At 47.5% G+C, this 19,500-nt stretch carries 17 protein-coding genes; 13 read left to right on the top strand and 4 right to left on the bottom strand.

Annotation, left to right across the window (positions count from 1 at the left end; translation table 11 throughout):
• Positions 1-167: 167 nt before the first annotated feature.
• The 9 genes from Q369_RS0104485 (at position 168) to Q369_RS0104525 (ending at position 10,103) form a co-directional block, all read left to right on the top strand.
• Positions 168-905: a carbohydrate-binding family 9-like protein gene (locus tag Q369_RS0104485; protein ID WP_031526611.1), complete on the top strand. Its 738-nt coding sequence runs from the start codon at positions 168-170 to the stop codon at positions 903-905.
• Between the two features lie 21 nt (positions 906-926).
• Entirely contained in the window at positions 927-2,027 is a 1,101-nt protein-coding gene (locus Q369_RS0104490) for a lactonase family protein (RefSeq protein WP_031526612.1), read from the top strand.
• 247 nt (positions 2,028-2,274) lie between these two features.
• Complete coding sequence (locus tag Q369_RS0104495; protein ID WP_031526613.1) at positions 2,275-3,495, top strand: aminotransferase class V-fold PLP-dependent enzyme; 1,221 nt, start codon at positions 2,275-2,277, stop codon at positions 3,493-3,495.
• A 31-nt stretch (positions 3,496-3,526) separates the two neighbouring features.
• Positions 3,527-4,777 (top strand): amidohydrolase/deacetylase family metallohydrolase, encoded by a 1,251-nt coding sequence (locus Q369_RS0104500; RefSeq protein ID WP_031526614.1) that lies wholly within the window; start codon positions 3,527-3,529, stop codon positions 4,775-4,777.
• 115 nt (positions 4,778-4,892) lie between these two features.
• Positions 4,893-6,635: a PQQ-dependent sugar dehydrogenase gene (locus tag Q369_RS0104505; RefSeq protein WP_031526615.1), complete on the top strand. Its 1,743-nt coding sequence runs from the start codon at positions 4,893-4,895 to the stop codon at positions 6,633-6,635.
• Between the two features lie 118 nt (positions 6,636-6,753).
• Positions 6,754-7,188: a c-type cytochrome gene (locus tag Q369_RS0104510; protein ID WP_031526616.1), complete on the top strand. Its 435-nt coding sequence runs from the start codon at positions 6,754-6,756 to the stop codon at positions 7,186-7,188.
• A gap of 19 nt (positions 7,189-7,207) precedes the next feature.
• On the top strand, positions 7,208-8,683 hold the full coding sequence (locus Q369_RS0104515) for a PQQ-dependent sugar dehydrogenase (RefSeq protein ID WP_031526617.1): 1,476 nt from the start codon (positions 7,208-7,210) through the stop codon (positions 8,681-8,683).
• A gap of 33 nt (positions 8,684-8,716) precedes the next feature.
• Positions 8,717-9,175 (top strand): RidA family protein, encoded by a 459-nt coding sequence (locus tag Q369_RS0104520; RefSeq protein WP_031526618.1) that lies wholly within the window; start codon positions 8,717-8,719, stop codon positions 9,173-9,175.
• Between the two features lie 316 nt (positions 9,176-9,491).
• A complete protein-coding gene (locus Q369_RS0104525) occupies positions 9,492-10,103 on the top strand; it encodes an RNA polymerase sigma factor (protein ID WP_031526619.1) in 612 nt (203 codons plus the stop codon).
• A 2-nt stretch (positions 10,104-10,105) separates the two neighbouring features.
• Here Q369_RS0104525 and Q369_RS0104530 read toward each other — a convergent pair whose 3' ends face one another.
• The 4 genes from Q369_RS0104530 to Q369_RS0104545 form a co-directional block, all read right to left on the bottom strand.
• Entirely contained in the window at positions 10,106-10,486 is a 381-nt protein-coding gene (locus tag Q369_RS0104530) for a hypothetical protein (protein WP_157488038.1), read from the bottom strand.
• A gap of 187 nt (positions 10,487-10,673) precedes the next feature.
• Complete coding sequence (locus Q369_RS0104535; protein WP_031526621.1) at positions 10,674-10,898, bottom strand: hypothetical protein; 225 nt, start codon at positions 10,896-10,898, stop codon at positions 10,674-10,676.
• 251 nt (positions 10,899-11,149) lie between these two features.
• Positions 11,150-11,572 (bottom strand): hypothetical protein, encoded by a 423-nt coding sequence (locus Q369_RS0104540; protein ID WP_157488040.1) that lies wholly within the window; start codon positions 11,570-11,572, stop codon positions 11,150-11,152.
• Positions 11,573-11,763: 191 nt separating this feature from the next.
• Positions 11,764-11,934, bottom strand: coding sequence for a hypothetical protein (locus tag Q369_RS0104545; RefSeq protein ID WP_157488042.1), 171 nt, complete (start codon positions 11,932-11,934; stop codon positions 11,764-11,766).
• A gap of 227 nt (positions 11,935-12,161) precedes the next feature.
• On the opposite strand from Q369_RS0104545, the gene Q369_RS0104555 reads away from it, so the two are divergent.
• From Q369_RS0104555 to Q369_RS0104570, 4 genes are all read left to right on the top strand, one after another.
• Positions 12,162-13,262, top strand: a complete 1,101-nt coding sequence (locus tag Q369_RS0104555; protein ID WP_031526624.1) for a FecR family protein — start codon at positions 12,162-12,164, stop codon at positions 13,260-13,262.
• Between the two features lie 176 nt (positions 13,263-13,438).
• Positions 13,439-16,873, top strand: a complete 3,435-nt coding sequence (locus Q369_RS0104560) for a SusC/RagA family TonB-linked outer membrane protein (RefSeq protein ID WP_031526625.1) — start codon at positions 13,439-13,441, stop codon at positions 16,871-16,873.
• Between the two features lie 15 nt (positions 16,874-16,888).
• Positions 16,889-18,448, top strand: coding sequence for a SusD/RagB family nutrient-binding outer membrane lipoprotein (locus Q369_RS0104565; RefSeq protein ID WP_031526626.1), 1,560 nt, complete (start codon positions 16,889-16,891; stop codon positions 18,446-18,448).
• A gap of 115 nt (positions 18,449-18,563) precedes the next feature.
• The gene (locus Q369_RS0104570; protein WP_031526627.1) at positions 18,564-19,496 is read left to right on the top strand and encodes an RraA family protein; all 933 of its coding nucleotides are present in this window, start codon (positions 18,564-18,566) and stop codon (positions 19,494-19,496) included.
• Positions 19,497-19,500: the final 4 nt, after the last annotated feature.

The following is a 19,500-nucleotide window of genomic DNA, read 5'->3' on the forward strand; positions in this document are numbered from 1 at the left end:
CGCTTCAACAATCGTTTGGTAAAATGTAAAAACCTAATGAAATTGCCGCACCTGGCAGCGGATCAGCTGGTATTCATTCTGTTCAAGCCGGCTGACCAGTCACGACCACACCTGACTAAAAATAACCACACTCCTGTCCTGCATTTCCAGCTCCTAAACTTTTATCCATGTTTCAAAAAATTCTTACAGCCGCCATGCTCCTGGCCTGCGTATTCAGCCGGAATCTGGCCTTCGCGTTGGTGCCCGACTCTACACTGACCATTAAAAAAACGACCGACTTCAAGGTAAATGGCGAAGGAACGGCGCGCAACTGGTCCGCTGCGGAATGGTTTGATATCACTGTCCAGAAAGGTCCCGGCCAAAAAGGTCCCGGTAAGCAGTTCCCTACCAAAGTGAAAATCCTGTATTCCGATAAGGGTATTTATTTCCTGTTCGATTGCGCGGATCAGAAGCTGACAGCCACGATTATGGAAGACTACGGATTGCTGTTCAAGGAAGACGTGGTGGAAGTGTTTTTGTGGCCTGATACCTCAGTACCCATTTATTTTGAATACGAAGTTTCCCCATTAAACTACGAATTGCCGATCCTGATCCCTAACCTGAATGGAAAAGCGCAGGGCTGGAAACCTTGGATTTATAATGAATCCAATCGCACTCAGCACGAGACCAGCGCGCAGGGCGGACAAAAGAAAAGTATGGCCGCGGTGGAAGGCTGGAAAGCGGAGTTTTTCATTCCATACGCATTGATGAGCCCCATTGTCCCGTCGATACCCAAGTCGGGCACCAGGTGGAGGGGGAACTTCTACCGCATTGATTACGATTCAGAAACCGCTTATTACTCCTGGCAGAAAACGGGTGGCAGCTTTCACGAGTTCAGGAAGTTCGGCACGTTAATTTTTGAATAACATAGAAACCAATCAAACCTGATGAAATCGATTTTTCTGACTATTTCTTGCCTGATCGTCGCTATGTCTGCATTTGCACAAAACAAAAAAGAGATCCTGTACCTTGGCACTTACACCCAAAAAGGAGAGGGTATTTATGTATACGAGCTGGACAGAAGCAATATGTCCTTCAAAGAATTGCAGGTGCTGACCAGCAAAACCAGCCCGTCGTTCCTGGAATTACATCCCAACAAAAAATTCCTGTATGCCGCCAATGAAGGTAACGGAACTGTAAGCGCTTACGCGATCGACCCCGCAACCGGCAAGCTGACTGCATTAAATACACAGCCAACACACGGAAACGGCCCTTGCCACGTGGGCATCGACCCGAAAGGTCGCTTCGTGTACCTGTCCAATTACGGCAGCGGAAATCTGGCGGTATACCGGCTCAACCAGGACGGCAGCCTGGGCGCATTGGCTGATACCATTCAGGATAAAGGTGGAGAAGGTCAAAAACCGCATATGCATTCGATGATCCCTTCCGCAAACGGAAACTTCGTCTATGCTTCCGACCTGGGCATTGATAAGATTATGGTGTACGCAGTAGATCCAAAAACAGGCAAGCTGACGCCCGGCGCTGTTCCTTATGCCGAAGTGAAAAAAGGCGACGGGCCGCGGCATTTCGCCATTCACCCGAACGGGAATTTCGGCTATTCTGCCTGCGAGCTTGGCTCTGTTGTGAATTCTTTCAAGATTGTCAAAAACTCCGGCGCGCTGGTTCCACTGGAAAGGGTATCTATGCTGCCTGCTGATTTTTCCGGTAAAAGCTACGCAGCCGATATCCATTTTTCTCCTGATGGGAAATTCCTGTATGCTTCCAATCGGGGACATGAAAGTCTGGTGATTTACAGTGTGGATGCAGCCACCGGGAAGCTCACATTAGTTGGTCATGCGGACACGCACGGAAAGCATCCCCGCAATTTCCTGATCGATGAGAAAGGGGAATTTGCCATAGTTACCAACCGGGACAATGACAATGCGGTTTTCTTCAAGAGGGACAAAACAACAGGCCAGCTTACTTACACGGGAAAAGAAATCAGCGCACCCACTCCGGTTTGTGTGAAGCAGCTGTTTCTTCCATAAGTCTTGTACAAAATTCAATACAAAAATTTGATTATGAGGCAGATAGATCACCCTATCTGCCTTATTCATTTAAACCCGGCCTACTCGGAACAAAACAGATACAAAGCCTGCGTCGACCAAACTTTATTTCTTAATTTGCGCATATCGAAAAAATTAAAGCTACGAAGCGAGTATTCACACATATTTTCTGCATCCTTTATTGAAAGGAATAAAAATAGTTCAGCCAACTCAATTCAGTTCATATTCTATGATCAATCGCAGAGATTTAATTAAGCATTTGTCCGCCTTCCCTCTTCTTGGCGGATTTTTAGGGCAGAACAATGCAGAAGCAGCCGGAATGCTGGCTAAGGTACCAGCCAGAAACCTGGCCAAGGAACTCGGGATACGTACTTTTATCAATGCCGCGGGTACCTACACGGCGATGACAGGCTCGCTGATGCACGAAGAAGTAATGGAGACAATCCAGGGTGCATCCAAGGATTTTATGATGCTGGATGAAGTGCAAACCAAAGTAGGTGAGAAAATCGCCGCATTGACGCACGCCGAGTCAGCTGTGGTAACTGCGGGCTGCTTTTCAGCATTGACACTCGGACTTGCGGGAGTACTTACCGGAATGGACCAGAAGAAAGTGGAAGCACTACCTCATCTGGAAGGTACCGGAATGAAGTCCGAAGTAATCATTCAAAAAGGGCACAGCATCGGCTACTCCCACGCACTGACCAACACAGGCTGCAAGATCGTAGAAATTGAAACGGTTGAGGAACTCCAAAAAGCGATCACTGAAAAAACCGCGATGATGTGGTTCCTGCATATCCAGTCTGACAAAGGGCAGATCAATCACCAGCAATGGGTTGAAATCGCCAAGAAAAATGGCATTCCTACCATGATCGATATGGCAGCCGATGTACCGCCGGTTGAAAACCTGTGGAAATTCAATGATATGGGTTTTGACCTTGTATGTGTATCAGGTGGAAAAGCAATGCGCGGGCCACAGAGCGCAGGTATTCTGATGGGTAAAAAACACCTGATCGACGCAGCAAGACTGAGCATGCCGCCACGCGGATCGACCATCGGGCGCGGTATGAAAGTAAACAAGGAAGAGATACTGGGCATGTACGTGGCATTGGACAAATTTGTCAAAATGGACCACAAAAAGGAATGGAAGATCTGGGAAGACCGCGCCGCTACAATTACCAATGCAGCTAAAAGCGTGGCCGGTGTTCAGGTGGAGACTTTTGCGCCGGAACTCGGAAACCACACACCAACCCTGCGCATTTCCTGGGATGCCGCCAAAGTGGCACTGCCTGTGAAGGTATTGCACCAAAACCTGCGCGACGGAAATCCTTCTATCGAAATCATGCCGGGAGAAAACAATACATTGACGATCACAACCTGGATGCTGAAACCTGGTGAAGAAAAGATCGTTGCAACCAGATTGAAAGAAGAGCTTCAAAAAGCAGTTGTTTAAAGAAGTAAAGCAGATTTCTAAACCCATCATAATGAAATATAAGTTTATACTAGCTTGCCTGCTATCGGGCTTGTGCTGCCTTGTTGCCGATGCACAAACTTATAGCATACTGATTAAAGGCGGTACGGTTATCGATCCCAAAAACAACATCAACCAGGTAATGGACGTGGGGATCTTTGAAGGAAAGATTAAGAAAGTCGCCAAAGACATTGACCCAAAGGAAGCCCGGCAGGTGGTGGACGCCAAAGGAATGTATGTAACACCCGGGCTTATCGATATTCACGGTCACGTTTTCTTCGGCACCCAAGCCAATCACTATCTCAGCAACGGTTTTGTAGCAGTACCACCCGACGGATTCACATTCCGCGTGGGGGTTACTACCATTGTGGATGCAGGTGGTGCGGGCTGGCAATCTTTCGAGGAATTCAAGAACAACATTATCCTTAATTCGAGAACGCGTGTTTTGTCTTTCATGAACATCGTAGGGCAGGGAATGCGCGGCGGGAACTGGGAGCAGGATACCACCGATATGGATCCAAACCTGGTCGCCGGTGTCGCTTTGCGAAACAAGAACGATGTAGTAGGTTTCAAAGTAGCCCACTTCATGGGACCCGACTGGAAGCCGGTGGATAATGCGGTGAAAGCCGGCAAGCTCGCCAATATGCCGGTGATGGTGGATTTCGGAGGCAGCACGCCGCCTTTGCCGCTGGAAGATCTCTTTATGAAGCACCTGCGCGCCGGAGATATTTTCACACACGCTTATACGCTCCTGGAAGGAAATGTAAGGGAAACGATCGTGGATGAAGCGACTAAAAAGGTGAAACCTTTCGCCATTGAAGCCCGGAAGAAAGGGATCATTTTCGACGTGGGTTATGGCGGCGCGAGCTTCAACTATTCACAGGCAATCCCGGCGGTGAAATCAGGCTTTTTACCCAACACCATCAGCACAGACCTGCATACAGGCAGTATGAACGGTTCCATGAAGGATATGCTGAGCATTATGTCAAAATTTTACGCAATGGGAATGGACCTGCCTTCCGTGATCAAAGCCAGTACGTGGGAACCTGCGAAAGTAATCCACCGTGAAAATCTCGGCCATATTTCCGAAGGCGCCATTGCTGACGTAGCTGTTTTCTCCATGCGCAAAGGAAATTTCGGTTTTTATGACAAAACAGGCTACAAAATGGAAGCCAAAGAAAAACTGGAATGCGAACTGACCATCATGGGCGGCAAAATCGTATACGACCTGAATGGAATTACGAAGCCTATTTATTTGAATTAAGGGAAGAAAGGGAGGAAGGAGGAAAGGGACGAAGGAACAAGGAGAATGCCAGGAAAGTCCCTTTAGGGATTTAGGGCAAAAACCAGCAAACAGCTTACAGCCAATTCACAATTCAATGAACAAACTACACCTCAACTATCTCCTCACTTCCTTCGTCCTTTTCACATTGGGCTTTACGCAGCATTCCGCCAGAAAAGAGCAGCCTTTTAACTCGAAGAATGGCGGACTTTTCTTGCCGGAAGGCTTTGAGGCTACTGTTGTTGTCGACAGTCTGCCCGGACGGGCGCGGCATATTGCGGTGAATGACAATGGCGACATTTATGTAAAAGCGCGGTTCGCGAATGCAGGTGAGTCTGTGATTGCATTGCGGGATACCAATGGCGACGGGCGGGCGGATATCATCAAGCGCTTCGGGGGCAAAGCCCGGGAACATGCTTATGGTACTGCCATGCGCATTTACAAAGGATACTTGTATTTCAGTTCCGAACTGGTGGTTTACCGGTACAAGCTCACACCGGGCGACCTGGTGCCGCAGAGTAAAGAAGAGGTGATACTGACAGACGATCACCCGCACGGAATGCATGAGCACATCGCCAAGCCGCTGACTTTTGACGACAAAGGTTTTATGTATGTGCCGTTTGGGGCCAACTCCAATGCATGCCAGGAAGAAAACCGCACCCCAGGCTCAAAGGGGATCACGCCTTGCCCGATCCTTGAAGATCACGGGGGAATATGGAAGTTTGATGCCAATAAGCCCGGACAATTGCAGAAAGACGGAGTCAAATTCGCGACCGGCCTGCGGAGTGTTGTGGGAATGGATTGGAATTTTGCGGACAATAACCTGTATGCATTGCAACACGGCCGCGACGATCTGCTGAGATTGTGGCCACAGCTTTTTAATGGCTGGCAAAGTGCAATGCTGCCGTCGGAAGAGTTTTTGAGAATAAAAGAAGGCACGCACGCCGGCTGGCCCTATTGCTACTGGGACCAGATGCAGAACAAAAAGGTACTCAATCCGGAATACGGCGGTGATGGGAAACTTGTGGGTGACTGCGGTCAGTATGAAAAACCTCTGATCGGATTTCCCGGCCACTGGGCTCCTAATGACATTCTTTTCTACCGAGGCAGCCAGTTTCCCGAACGTTACCTGAATGGATCTTTCATCGCCTTCCACGGATCGACCAACCGGGCGCCTTATCCGCAGTCAAGCTACTTCATTGGCTTTGTTCCATTCAAAAACGGACAATCTGCGGGCGAATATGAGATCTTCGCTGATGGTTTTGCGGGAGTGGACCCGATCGTCAATGTAAGTGACGCTGTGTACCGGCCGATGGGAATTGCAATGGGACCCGACGGTTCAATCTATATCGCCGAAACAGAAAAAGGGAAAATCTGGAAGGTAACTTATAAAGGGAATAAGAAAAAATTTGCAAAAAACGCATTGGCGAAAATGGAGAAACGGAAGTCGCTTACGCATATCCGCACACCTGATTTCACCAATGACAATCTGGATAAAGACAAACCTGTGGCGGGCGGCAATGTGTATACTGTATACTGCTCAGCCTGCCACCAGCGCAACGGAATGGGCGACTCGCAGCGCTTCCCTCCACTGGGTGGCTCCGAGTGGGTTACCGGGGACAAGGACAAGCTGATCAATGTGATACTAAAAGGTCTCGAAGGGCCGATTGAAGTAAAAGGGCAGCCTTACAACAATGTGATGCCTCAGCACAGTTTTTTGAAGGACGAGGAGATTTCCGAAGTGCTGACGCATATCAGGACCAACTTTGGCAACAGCGCAGGGCCGGTAAGTGCCGAAGAGGTTGCGCGGGTACGCGCTGCCAACGATAATGTGAAGTAATGCTTTTCTCCTTCCAACCTCATTGAGTGGATATTACTCTCCGGCAATTGAGTATTCCTTTTGGAGGTTGGAGGGAGAAAAGCCCGTTTGATAGATCCACTTTTCAGTTTTCATTCCAATGTTCCAGAACAGCATACTTGCGGCAAGTTTTATCCTGCTCTTCGGTTCCGCGCTGACGGGCTTCTCTTTTCAGGAAACTGCACATCACGCCAAACCAGACCAGGAACCCTGGGTAGCGCCTGCCTGGGCAGATACCTTGAAAAGCCCGTTTCATGAAGAGCCTCTGACGCTGGCGCAAGGCGAAGAACTGTTTACCCTTTATTGTGCCTCTTGTCATGGAGATGCAGGTTACGGCGACGGCGCGGCTGGCGGTGCGCTGGGACAGAAACCCGCTAATTTTCACGACACCCTCGTTAAAAAACAGACTGACGGTGCCTTATTCTGGAAACTGTCGAATGGGAGAGGCAATATGCCTCCTTTTAAAGATGTGTTTGAAGATGAGCAGAAGTGGCAGCTTGTAGCTTACATACGCCATCTTGGCAAAACAGAGTAAATCCTGAACCGTTACATACATGTTATATCACAGCAACTTCTGCAAGTACGCACTCGCCGCCCTGCTCCTGTCGAGCGTGTCCGCTCCGTCATTTTCCCAGCAAAAAGAGGTAACCACCAAACCGCCGGTAGCGCTGCGCGACGATATTACCATCGAAGAATACATGAAAGTAGAGCCGGAAGCTGTGCGAATTATCCGGCACCCTGTTTCTGGCGAGATCTATTACACGACGTTTTTCGGAGATGTGATCAAGATTGTTGAAGTAGATGGAAAACCGCAGAGCAAAAAGGTTCTTTCAGTCGAAGACCACGGTATCCCCCGTTTGCAGGGCGCTGCTTTCAATGGAAATACATTGTTCCTTGCCGGAAATGTGAGTGTCAATAACAACAAGGGTAACAAAGGCAGGATGGTCCGCTACGAGATGAAGGCCCAGCCGGGTGAAATGACTGTTGTTTTCAACACGGTGGAATATGGCGCTAATAAAACGACGTTTGACCACGGCTGGAATGCACTCGAAATCAGCCCGGATAAAAAGTATGTGTTTGTCAACACAGGTGCCAGAACAGACCACGGTGAAGTACAGGACAATGGCGGAGAGTACCCGAACGCAAGGGATAATGCATTAACGGCCAACATATTCCGCATTCCCATTGATGCAAAAGACCTCGTACTCACGACCGATGCAGCCGAAATGAAAGCAAAGGGCTACCTGTATGCCGAAGGTATCCGGAATGCTTACGATATGGCTTTTGACGAAAAAGGCAACTTGTTTGCAGTCTCCAATTCCGGCGACTACGATCACCCAGAGGATATGTTCTGGGTGCGGCAGGGCCGCCACTATGGATTTCCCTGGATCATGGGCGGCATTGAAAACCCACAGCAATATCCCGACTACCAGCCTGATCCTGAAAAAGATCCATTCCTCAGCAAATTTGCATTTGCATGGTTAATGAAGTATTTCCACAACGATCCCGAATTCCCGAAACGACCAGCAGGCGTGGCTTTCACCCCTTCTGTACAAAACATGGGGCCGGACGCCAACGAATACCGTGACCGTAAAACGGGCGTAGTAATGGACGGGGATACCACCGGCGTAACAGTGGGAACATTCAATGCGCACTCCTCTCCACTGGGCCTGTTTTTCGACAATGAAAAAGCGTTGGGCAAAGACCTGACCGGCGATGGATTTGTAATCAGGTATACAGGCGGCCCGCGCAACGGAGTCGTGAACCCAAGTCCGCTGCGACGCCAGGGAAAAGATCTGCTCCACCTCAAAATGATCTACGACAAAGCAAGTGACAACTATAAAGTAAAAACAACCCGCATTATCGACAACTTCACCGCCCCAACCGACGCATTGTTGGTTGGAAATACATTGTATGTAATCGAATACGGCGGCAAGCAGGGCGGCAATAAAGCGGGCGGAAGTATCTGGAAGATTACGCTGCCCGGTTCAGATAAAGTCGCTAAAAAAAGCAAGAAGAAAAGAGCCTAATACAACCAGTTTATAACCTTAAAAAAAACGAGTATGAAGTCCGAAAGAAGATCGATTATCAAAAAACTGTTTGCCTCGGTGGCCGGAGTAGCCGGGCTTGGGGTTGCGACCAAGGCGAAAGCTGATGCTGCGCCTGAAAAGGAAGTTGGAAGTGTGGAAATGTACCAGGATGTACCCTTGTTTTCGGGCCACACGAAGTTCAACAACCTGGTGTTCGTAGCCGGGAAAGGCGCGCACTTTGAAGGAGATATCACGGCACATACCAAGCACGTACTGGACGAACTGGAAAAAGAGCTGATCAAAGCGGGTTCTTCTATGGAGAAAGTACTTAAATGCAGCGTTTTCCTGCATGATCTCAACGATTACAAAGCCATGAACGAAGCTTACAAAGGCCGCTTCGGCAACAAGCCCCCATGCCGCACCACAGTTGCTGTTTACGGCGGCGTACCAGGTGATTCCCTGGTTGAGATTGATTGCATTGCCTACGTTTAGTAACGCCTTCTGTCTGCCTGTTAACACTTTATCAGACTAACCAATCTTTGTCCGACTGAGCGCAGTCGAAGTCCCGTGCACCATTGGACTTCGACTGCGCTCAGTCGGACAACTCTGGTAATCAGCTTTACCAATTGATAATCAGCCCTATGAGCTTTTTAGTACATTGAATTTCCAGGATAGCAAGCAGCTACAAACTTAAATTTTGAAATAATACAATTTGTCCGCAGATAATTTTAAATAAAAAAATAAAGTCGCTCTTATATTTTAACTTATTATTAAATAACAGTTAATTTGTTGTCTGACCCATTAAGATTTGAACAAAAGACAACGCATCGCTGAGGAGAACACGATTCTTCTGGAACTCTGGCATCAGTCCCAGGCTGGTGACAGTCTTGCCTTTTGCCAGCTCGCCGACAAGCAATACCGCACGCTCTTCAATTACGCTACCAATTTTACATCTGATAAAGAATTCATCAAGGACTCCATTCAGGAGCTGCTGATCCACATTTGGGAGAGAAGACAGCAGATACAAATCCAGTTTGTTACTATTTACTTCCTGCGCGCATTGAGAAACCAGTTAATGCAGGAGTTCAGGCGCAACAATGCTTCGCACATGCTCGATATTGAGCAAGCCAGCCAGCTTTCCGATTACCAGACGATTGAAACGGAGATCGAGCGGAATGAGCTTTTTAATGAAAATAAGGCAAAAGTGCGGAGTGCCCTGGAAGAACTCCCCCGCCGCCAGAAAGAAGCGATATTCCTGAAATACTACGAAGGAATGGACAATGAACAAATCGCGGACCTGATGCAGGTAAACCGGCAATCCGTCGCGAATTTGTTGTTTAAAGCGCTCAGTGCATTGAAATTCCAAATGCGTTCCATCGGAGCCGGGCTCATTACATTACTGCTTATCTTCTCGCGCTGAGCTTACTTGGCGATTAATTCAAAATCATATCTCGTTTTTTCACCGATTTGAGCAATGCAGCAGTTGCCTGTGGATTGGCCATTTTTAGTGCTTCTCTTAGTCTTAAAAAGTCTCATGTATTTCGAATTTTCAGCAGGAAAAAACGGTATGGTTACATTGATAGACGTAAATTTCTTGGGCACCTCCATGACTATGTCGTATTCTCCTTTTTGGTCAGAGAATTCGCTACTCAGAATTTCAAGGTTCAGATCCTTCATTCCCTGAAAAATCACGAGAATGCTGTCGACCGATTGACCCTTTTCATCTGTTATCGTTCCGTAAACTGTAGTAGTTCTGTCTTGTTTGAGAAAACAGGAATTGAGCAACAATGTGAGGAATAGCATTGCCAATAATGTTTTTGAAAAATTATACCTGTTCAAATCCATAACCTATGTATTTCCTAAATAGATGTTTGAAAATCAGTGAAATACCCTGACGAATGCTGCCAGGGTATATCCTTGGAACCTTAACCTGAAATTCCGCATAGGGTTTTGATCTTTCCACTTGACGGACATTAATCTGCGTATCAAACTAGTAAGTTTTCGCACCTAGCGATAGTCTGATATGCACGGTGTGTTTTCCGACTGCGCTGAACTGATGCATAATTGGCTTTTCGGAAAATGGATATGCGACAAACCCGCGGCCATCTTCCAGATCTAGTTCCACCTGCGCTGGCTGCGCAGTATCATTAGAAATATAGAGCTCCCGACTAATTTTAAAAGCAACATCGCCCTGAAAGACCTCTTCTTGCAGCACAGCCCCATAAACGATGTTGAACCGGGCGGAATCTGCGAACTTACTGATCTGCCTAGCCTTTTTAGCTGCTTCATGCCGCTGAATTTCACTACCGGTTAAGTATATACTACTAAGATTTCGTTTTTCTTCATAATCCTGAGCGTAAGCGGACGAAAAGGCAACAAGGAGGGCGGTAAGGAAAACGCACAGTTTTCCTTACCGCATTTTTGCAAATGCTTCATAATAAGTGCATGGTTAGAAGTTAGAAATTGTTATTTAGGTACTAATTCAAAATCATATCTAGTCTTTTCTCCAATTTGGGCAATGCAACAATTTCCAGTCGATTTCCCATTTTTAGAACTAATCTTATCTTTAAAAAGGCGTAAGTATTTGGGGTTTTCCAGCGATAAGAATGGAGCAGTCACATTAGCTGCAGTGAATTTTGAAGGAACTTCAACAGCGATCTCGTATTCGCCACTCTCGTCTGAATACTTCGAGGTAATTGTCTCATAAGTCAGATTTCTCAGTCCCTGACAAATGACCAGAATACTATCCACAGCCTGCCCCCTCCCATCCTTAATCTTCCCGTACACAACTGTCGTACGATCCTGTTTCAGGAAGCAGGAGGTCATAAGGCAGCTGAGACAGGTCACAGCTAGCATTGCTTTGAAGTGTAGCTTTCGTAGAGACTTCATATTGAAACTTGGTAAGTTAGTGATCAACATTTCGGGACTACATGACAATTAAACTGCCTATACAACCATTGACCCACAATAGCAGAATTAGTTGGGCGTGAGGTGCCCTCAACTATCCTCCGGCAGGTGGCGTAGCTCAAACGGCGGGCAGCATATATGTTTTTGTGGAATGTTTCCGGATGTAGGGCAGTCTAGCGTTTATATTTCTTGCCCCGCAGAAAACCTACATAGAAAGCGATCAAAAGGAATGCGATTACGAGAATTTCAAATGTGAAGAGGCGCCTGGAAAGCAGCATTGATTCTTTCAGAAAAAAGAAGGATAAGACCAGGTAAGTACATACCAGCAGTATTGTGACAGCCATTAACTGATGGCGTAGTTTTCGGTCTTTCATCATTTTGTCTCAATCCAATGGGGCGAATAGAGTGCAAGAAAGCAGTAAATCAATCTGCATGGTATCAGAAGTTGCAAGCCGGGCATATTGGAGTTTCAAGCAGGCAAACTTTCAAAAAAAATAATTTCCTAAAAAGGAGTATTGAGCCAATCATTATGCATCCTTAATGATATTAGCCGCATTTTCATTTGCCCTTTATGCACAATTACCGCAATTATCTTCCGGAAGAGCTCGCCGCCGATCCTTCGTTCAGAAGCTGGGTGATCTTCAAAAACCCCGCCGATGCGACCGCCTGGGCTGAATGGCTGGAACAAAACCCTGATAAAAGGGAGCTGGTCGGTCAGGCGAAGGATTTTCTGCTGGCGACCGAGGGGGCTTTCGACAAGATATCGGATGAAGAAGTGGCTAATGAGATTTACAGGCTATCACACGCAATCGGGGAAAATACTGCGAAGAGATCCGCAAACTGGCTGATATTCCGTCCCAACTGGTACCAATTGGCCGCTTCGGTGCTCCTGCTGCTTTTTGCCGGCTGGTGGCTGAATGACCGGATCTCAGACAAGCAATCAGATCAATACAAAGTCATTCTAAGCAAGATACAGGAGCCGCTGGTAGAAGAGAAAAACGAAACAGACAAGGCCAAGCTGGTCGTGCTTGAAGACGGGAGTACCGTTCTTTTACAACCCGACAGCCGCATTACCTACCCATCGCGATTTGAGGGTAACAAACGGGAAGTCTTCTTGAACGGAGAGGCATTTTTCGAGGTAGCCAAAGATCCTGATAAACCCTTTTATGTATACGCACACACATTGGCGACAAAGGTTTTGGGTACCAGCTTTAAAGTCAGCGCATTTGATGACGACAAAGAAGTAAAGGTGGTTGTGAAAACCGGAAAAGTATCGGTGTTCCCGATGACAAAGGAAGCAATCGCCAACCAGCACGCAGACGATAAGCTCGGTGGAATGGTCCTGACTCCGAACCAGCAGATTGTTTTTGCCCCGAAAGAATTAAGACTCACCCGAAGCCTCGTACCAGATCCTAAGTTGCTTGAACTGCCTATTCAGAGCCAGTCATTTGAATTCAAGGGAACGCCCATCGCAGATGTATTTGCCGCATTGGAGAAATCTTATGGCGTCAAGATCGTGTTCGATGAAGCATTGATGAAAGACTGCTATCTCACCGCCTCCCTTTCAGACGAGCCGCTTTTTGAGAAAATGAGCCTGATATGCAAAACGATAGGTGCAGAATACGAGCAGCTGGACGCGAGCATTATAATAAACAGTAAAGGTTGCCTTTAACAATCCCCGAAAATGCCTATGATATAAATGCTACCAATTGTCCCAACAAAAAAGTCGATGATGCTGCAACATCACCGACTGCTTAATCCCCCAGTTTCTTACATTACAGCTGCCGCGAGGCGGTAGCTATGGGAAATTATTGATGCCGAACAGTTAACCCGACAACAATCAAAATTATGTCAAAACCCGTACAATTTCACCATGCTTTACAGAAAATCATGCGCATTACGCTGTATCAAGCTCTGCTCTCCATCGCCATCGGAACCTTCGTCCAGGCTCACGATGTGCGGGGACAACGCATTTTGGAACAAAAAATAACATTGCGTTTATCCAATTCCGAGATCGATAAGACTTTGGAGAAAATTGAAAATGTGGCGAAGGTTAAGTTCATGTATAACCCGCAGATTTTCAATGGCCAGAAATACAACTTCAAATTCCAAGAAGAAGCACTTTCCGAAGTACTTGAAAAAATACTTACCCCGCACAGGGTCACCTACGAGGTAGTTCAGGACCGGATCATCCTGAAACGCGAACAAGCCGCATCGGGCGAGTCGCCTGCAGCAGGCAAAGTCGCCCCCAAGCGCAATGTATCCGGTAAGGTTTCAGACGAAACAGGTGCAGCCCTACCCGGTGTGAGCGTGTTGATCAAAGGAACACAAAGAGGCACCTCCTCTGACGCGGAAGGCCGGTTTGCCATTGATATTCCTGATCAGGAGATAGCTTCCGCAGTGCTGATTTTCAGCTTTGTAGGATATACTTCGCAGGAAGTACCGGTGGGAAGCCAAAGTGAAATCAATGTTCAGCTGCAACCTGAGGCGAAAGCTTTGAATGAAGTTGTTGTGACTGCATTAGGTATTGCCAAAGAGAAAAAGGCACTTGCTTACGCAGTTACTGAGGTAAAAGGAAGTGAGTTTACTCAGGCACGTGAAAACAATATCGGCAATGCCTTGACCGGCAAAATCGCCGGGGTGAATGCAACCGGTATGGCGACAGGGCCGGGTGGATCGAGCCGCATTGTAATTCGTGGTAACGGGTCGTTGAATGGCAATAACCAGCCCTTATATGTGATTAATGGTATGCCAATGGATAATTCGACCCCTGGTGGAACTGCTGCGGATGGCAATGGAATGAATGTCGATCGCGGAGACGGTATCGGTGGCATCAATCCGGATGATATCGAATCAATCAGCGTTCTGAAAGGCGGTCCCGCAGCGGCGCTTTACGGAGCCCGCGCCTCCAACGGGGTGATTTTGATCACTACTAAAAAAGGTCGCGCGCAGAAAGGAATCGGAGTAGAGATTAACAGCAATACCACATTTGAAACGCTTGCCGTCATTCCTGACTGGCAATATGAATATGGCCAGGGCGTAGACGGTGTGAAACCAACGACAATAGAGCAAGCAAAAAGTACAGGACGCCTTTCGTATGGCGCGAAAATGGATGGTCAGCCGACGATCCAGGTGGATGGACAAATGCACCCCTACTCTCCTCAAAAAAACAACCTTAAAAATTTCTACAATACTGGCACCAACTACATCAACTCCGTCGCATTGATTGGTGGCAGTGAATCGGTTAACTTTCGTTTGGGTCTGAATAATACTAAATCCAACAGTGTGGTACCGAACTCCTCATTTGTTCGTCGCATCGCAAATTTGAACCTGAATGCCTTTTTGGGTAAAAAACTGAGCGTCGAAACGGTATTCCAATACAACCTGGAACAAGGTACGAACCGCCCGAAAGTAGGTTATGCCGACATGAACCCGCATTGGGCTACTTATCTGGTGGCCAATACTGTAGATATTCGGAGCCTTTCGCCTGGGTATGATCCCGTGACCGGCAAAGAAATGGAGTGGAATCCGGTACCAGCTGCGCCTAACCCTTACTTTGTTGTGAACAAATTCAAAAATGACGATACAAAAAATCGCTTTTTGAGTCAGGGAAGCCTTCAATATGATATCCTTGAAAACCTGTATGTGAAAGGGAGTGTGAGCCAGGATTTTTACAGCTTTACTTCTGAATACGTGCAGCCGACCAACAATGCATTCTTTCCGCGTGGAAGCTATGAAGGAAGAAAAACGAGCTCTTCTGAAACCAACGGTATGCTTACGGTCAATTACAATAAGGAGTGGGAGAACATCAGCTTCTCGGCAATGGCCGGTGCCAATGCACAACGCAGCATTTTTGACGAGACGATCATCGTAGGCAGTGAATTTACGATCCCGGAATTTTACAGCTACACCAACCTGGCTGCCATGACCACGACACCAAAATACCTGAAAAGTGCGATCAACTCGCTTTTTGGCTCAGTTGACTTTGGTTATAAAGGTTTGGCTTATCTGACCGTATCTGGTCGCCAGGACTGGTTTTCAGTATTGAATCCAAAAAGCAATACCATTTTTTATCCCTCAGTCGGTGGTTCCCTGATTCTATCAGAGGCTCTTGAATTGCCTTCGGCGATCAGTTTTGCAAAGCTGCGCGGCTCGTGGGCACAAGTGGGCGGCGCCACTGTGAATGCCTACCAGATTTACCAATACTACAATATGCAGCAAGGCGGGCATAACGGTCGCCCGGTACAGGGTCTTGCCTCTTCCGAAGTACCAAACCCCGACCTCAAACCTTTGACCTCGACTACCTACGAAGGAGGTTTGGAAGCTAAATTCCTGAACAACCGTTTGGGTCTGGACATCACTTTGTATAACCGGAAAACAACCGACGACATCGTTACTACCAACATTGCATTATCGTCAGGGTATACATCGGCACTGTTAAATGTAGGCGAGCTGAGTAACAAGGGAGTTGAGCTGCTGATTACAGGTACGCCGGTTCAGAAGGCTAATTTCGGCTGGGATGTGAGCTATAATATGGCTTATAACAAAAGTAAAATCGAGCAGCTTGCAGAAGGGATCAATGCACTTGACATTGCTACCGGCGTGGGCGGTGGTGTAGTTCGCAACGCTGTCAACAGACCATACGGAACGATCTGGGGCTACCGCAAAAAAACCGACGCGAGTGGAAATGTAGTATTTAACCCTGCCAGCGGCTACGCAGTACGTGGCGACCTGGAAGAGATCGGACAAGGTACGCCTCCATTGACAATGGGTATTACGAACAATTTTCGCTACAAAAATTTCTCTTTGAATGTATTGCTTGACGGTAAATTCGGAAGCATTGTGTACTCGAACCTGTATCAGTACGCCTACCGTTTCGGTTTGCCGAAGGAAACTCTACCGGGCCGTGATACAGGCGTAACTGTGGAAGGAGTAACATCAGAAGGATCCCCCTTTACCAAAACCTGGAAGAAAGAAGAGGTGGACACTTACTACGACAACGACAAGAACTACACGGCGATGTTTATGTTCAACAACGATTTCATCAAGCTGCGTCAGGTTGTGCTGAGCTACAACATCCCGGTGAACAAGCTGGCTTTCCTCAAACTGCAATCGGCTTCTGTATCATTCGTGGCACGTAACCTTGCTATTCTTTTCAAGGACAAAAAGCAAAATTACTTTGATCCTGAATCGAGCTACACAAGCACTAATGCACAGGGCCTGGAAGCGTTTGGTGTGCCTAGAACGCGTAGCTTGGGCGTGAACCTGATGGTGAAATTTTAAAACATGAATTCTACTATGAAAAGTCTATTTCAAAAACTCATATATGCGGCCCCATTGGCCCTGATGGTTTCTTCCTGCGACAATGGTTTCGAGGAGATGAATGTTGATCCCAACAAATACGATAAGGTTGTTCCTGAATATCTCTTCACGAGAGCTCAGCTTGACGGTGTCGCTACTAACTTCACCGGCGCTGCCTACCTGACAATCGGACAATCGATGCAGCATTTTTCTACGTATAAAGAGGTACCTGCTGCGGGCGACAAATACTTCAATTTCAACTATTCACAAGCGAGCTGGAATGCGTACGCCGGGACCGCCCAGGGCGCGGGCGCAGTGATCTCGATCAACCAGATCATTGCCGCCGTGCAGGATGATCCTCTGGCAGTGAACAAACTTTCGGCCGCAAGGATCTGGCGGGCCTACATTTTCCATCGCCTGACTGACCTTTACGGGGATATCCCATACTTCGAATCAGGCAAAGCTTTATCTGAAAAGAACTACGGCCCGAAATACGATACTCAGCAAGCTATTTATGCCGATATGCTCAACGAGCTTGAAGAATCCATCGCCGCTTTCGACGCATCCAAGTCCAATTTTGCAAATGCTGATCTGATATATGGCGGCAATATTCCGCAATGGAAAAAGTTTGCCTACTCGCTGATGCTGCGTCTTGGAATGCGTTTGACTGAAGTGGATAATGCATCAGCCAAGACTTGGGTGCAAAAGGCGATCGCAGGTGGCGTCATCCTGGAAGATAGCGATCGTGCGATTATTACATACGTTGATGGTTCACAGACGCTTAGCCGCAACTTTATCGCAAACGGATTAATGGCCACGGATTATATTACCCCCGGTGGCGATAATGTGGAAGGCGGGAAATTGGCTAAAACGCTGATCGACCATTTGAAGACAACCAAAGATCCCCGCCTGAATGTGGTTTCTATTGTGTGGAGACCGGAAGGGGCAACATTCGTGGCTGACACTTCCACTGCGTTGCAAAAGGGGATGCCGAATGCTGCATTCAACAGTCGCCCGGCAGATTTCAATGAATATTCGGAGCCGAACCCGGCCACAGTTCTGAGATATGCTTCGCCGCTCATAGTTTTCGGGAATGCTGAAACAAACCTGTTGCTGGCAGAGGCGGCTGTTCGCGGCTGGTACAGTGGCAGTACAGCAGCGGCAGCGTATGACAATGCAGTAAGGGCGGGGCTGCGCCAATGGTCACTCTTTGGTCCGGCAGGTACTATCTCAGAAGCAAAAATCAATGCGTACCTGGCTGCAAACCCGTACAAATCGACAGGAACAGTAGAGCAGCAGATAGAGCAAATCTCGACACAAAAATGGGTGGCATTGTTCCTGGAAGACGAATATGAAATTTTCTCTAACTGGCGGCGCACAGGGTATCCCAGACTCACCCCGACCAACTATCCCGGTAACCTGACAGGCGGGAAGATTCCTACAAGATTTGTAATCCCGGATTCCGAAGAACAGTATAACAGGGCCAACTTCATTGAGGCCCGCACCCGCCAGGGCGGTACCAACACGCTTTCAAGTATAGTTTGGTGGGATAAGTAAGTTTTTGAGTCAATTTAATAAAGCAGAAATCAGACTTTCCGGACCGGGAAGTCTGATTTTCTTTCCTAATCCCTATTTTTATCCACCCAAAAACCTGATCAACAATTTTCTTTTTATGAAATTCAAATTCCTGAGCTTAGCCGCAATTGTTTTTTCTGCACTCACTTTTTCCAATGCCGTCGAGGCGCAAACGATTTCCAAAGAAGAACTCATTTTCCTGACATCTGAATGGAAGGGTGAGAGATTCCCCGACGGGCGCCCGAGAATACCCGACGATCTTGTGCGCCGCGCCAGGGAGATCAACATTGAAGAAGCCTGGGTGGTCATGAAAAACGAAGGCTACAACTGTCAGTTTGAAGGTAACTGGAAAATGGTGCACCCCGACGTCGTAATCGCCGGACGCGCATTGACAGCACAATTTCTCCCCTCTCGTCCCGATGTTGAAAAGAATATCAAAGAACGCGGCAACAAACAAGGCCGCATCGGAAATACAAACTCCTGGCCCATTGACCAGCTTTCCAAAGGCGACGTGTACGTGGCAGATGGTTTTGGAAAAATCGCCGAAGGTACATTGATCGGTGACAATCTCGCTAATTCGATTTATGCCAAATCGGGCAATGGCGTCGTATTCGATGCGTCGGTACGCGACCTGGAAGGTTTGTCCAAAATTGAAGGCTTCAATGCATTCGTTCGCGACTTTGACCCGTCTTACCTGAAAGATGAATACCTGGCCGGATTAAATACACCGATCCGCATCGGCCGCGCAGTAGTACTCCCAGGCGACCTGGTGCTGGCCAAGAAAGAAGGTGTGATTTTCGTACCTGCGCACTTGGTTGAGAGAGTGATACAAACCGCCGAGTTTATCGCATTGCGTGACAAATTTGGTATTCAGATGTTAAAAGCAGGAAAGTATACGCCGGGCCAGATTGACAGTCAATGGTCGGATACTTTAAAAAGCGACTTCCTGAAATGGCTCGACAAAAACCCGAACGAAATCCCGATGAAACGCTCGGAGCTGGATGAATACATGAAAAAGAGAACCTGGTAGTACG

The sequence above is a fragment of the Dyadobacter crusticola DSM 16708 genome (genome assembly GCF_000701505.1).
In the GTDB taxonomy this organism is placed as follows: Bacteria; Bacteroidota; Bacteroidia; order Cytophagales; family Spirosomataceae; genus Dyadobacter; species Dyadobacter crusticola.

Bases quoted from the DNA above. Each gene is read 5' to 3' on its own strand.
- Q369_RS0104485 (WP_031526611.1), top strand. From the start codon at position 168: ATGTTTCAAAAAATTCTTACAGCCGCCATGCTCCTGGCCTGCGTATTC.
- Q369_RS0104490 (WP_031526612.1), top strand. From the start codon at position 927: ATGAAATCGATTTTTCTGACTATTTCTTGCCTGATCGTCGCTATGTCT.
- Q369_RS0104495 (WP_031526613.1), top strand. From the start codon at position 2,275: ATGATCAATCGCAGAGATTTAATTAAGCATTTGTCCGCCTTCCCTCTT.
- Q369_RS0104500 (WP_031526614.1), top strand. From the start codon at position 3,527: ATGAAATATAAGTTTATACTAGCTTGCCTGCTATCGGGCTTGTGCTGC.
- Q369_RS0104505 (WP_031526615.1), top strand. From the start codon at position 4,893: ATGAACAAACTACACCTCAACTATCTCCTCACTTCCTTCGTCCTTTTC.
- Q369_RS0104510 (WP_031526616.1), top strand. From the start codon at position 6,754: ATGTTCCAGAACAGCATACTTGCGGCAAGTTTTATCCTGCTCTTCGGT.
- Q369_RS0104515 (WP_031526617.1), top strand. From the start codon at position 7,208: ATGTTATATCACAGCAACTTCTGCAAGTACGCACTCGCCGCCCTGCTC.
- Q369_RS0104520 (WP_031526618.1), top strand. From the start codon at position 8,717: ATGAAGTCCGAAAGAAGATCGATTATCAAAAAACTGTTTGCCTCGGTG.
- Q369_RS0104530 (WP_157488038.1), bottom strand. From the start codon at position 10,486: ATGCTATTCCTCACATTGTTGCTCAATTCCTGTTTTCTCAAACAAGAC.
- Q369_RS0104540 (WP_157488040.1), bottom strand. From the start codon at position 11,572: ATGAAGTCTCTACGAAAGCTACACTTCAAAGCAATGCTAGCTGTGACC.
- Q369_RS0104545 (WP_157488042.1), bottom strand. From the start codon at position 11,934: ATGGCTGTCACAATACTGCTGGTATGTACTTACCTGGTCTTATCCTTC.
- Q369_RS0104555 (WP_031526624.1), top strand. From the start codon at position 12,162: ATGCACAATTACCGCAATTATCTTCCGGAAGAGCTCGCCGCCGATCCT.
- Q369_RS0104560 (WP_031526625.1), top strand. From the start codon at position 13,439: ATGTCAAAACCCGTACAATTTCACCATGCTTTACAGAAAATCATGCGC.
- Q369_RS0104565 (WP_031526626.1), top strand. From the start codon at position 16,889: ATGAAAAGTCTATTTCAAAAACTCATATATGCGGCCCCATTGGCCCTG.
- Q369_RS0104570 (WP_031526627.1), top strand. From the start codon at position 18,564: ATGAAATTCAAATTCCTGAGCTTAGCCGCAATTGTTTTTTCTGCACTC.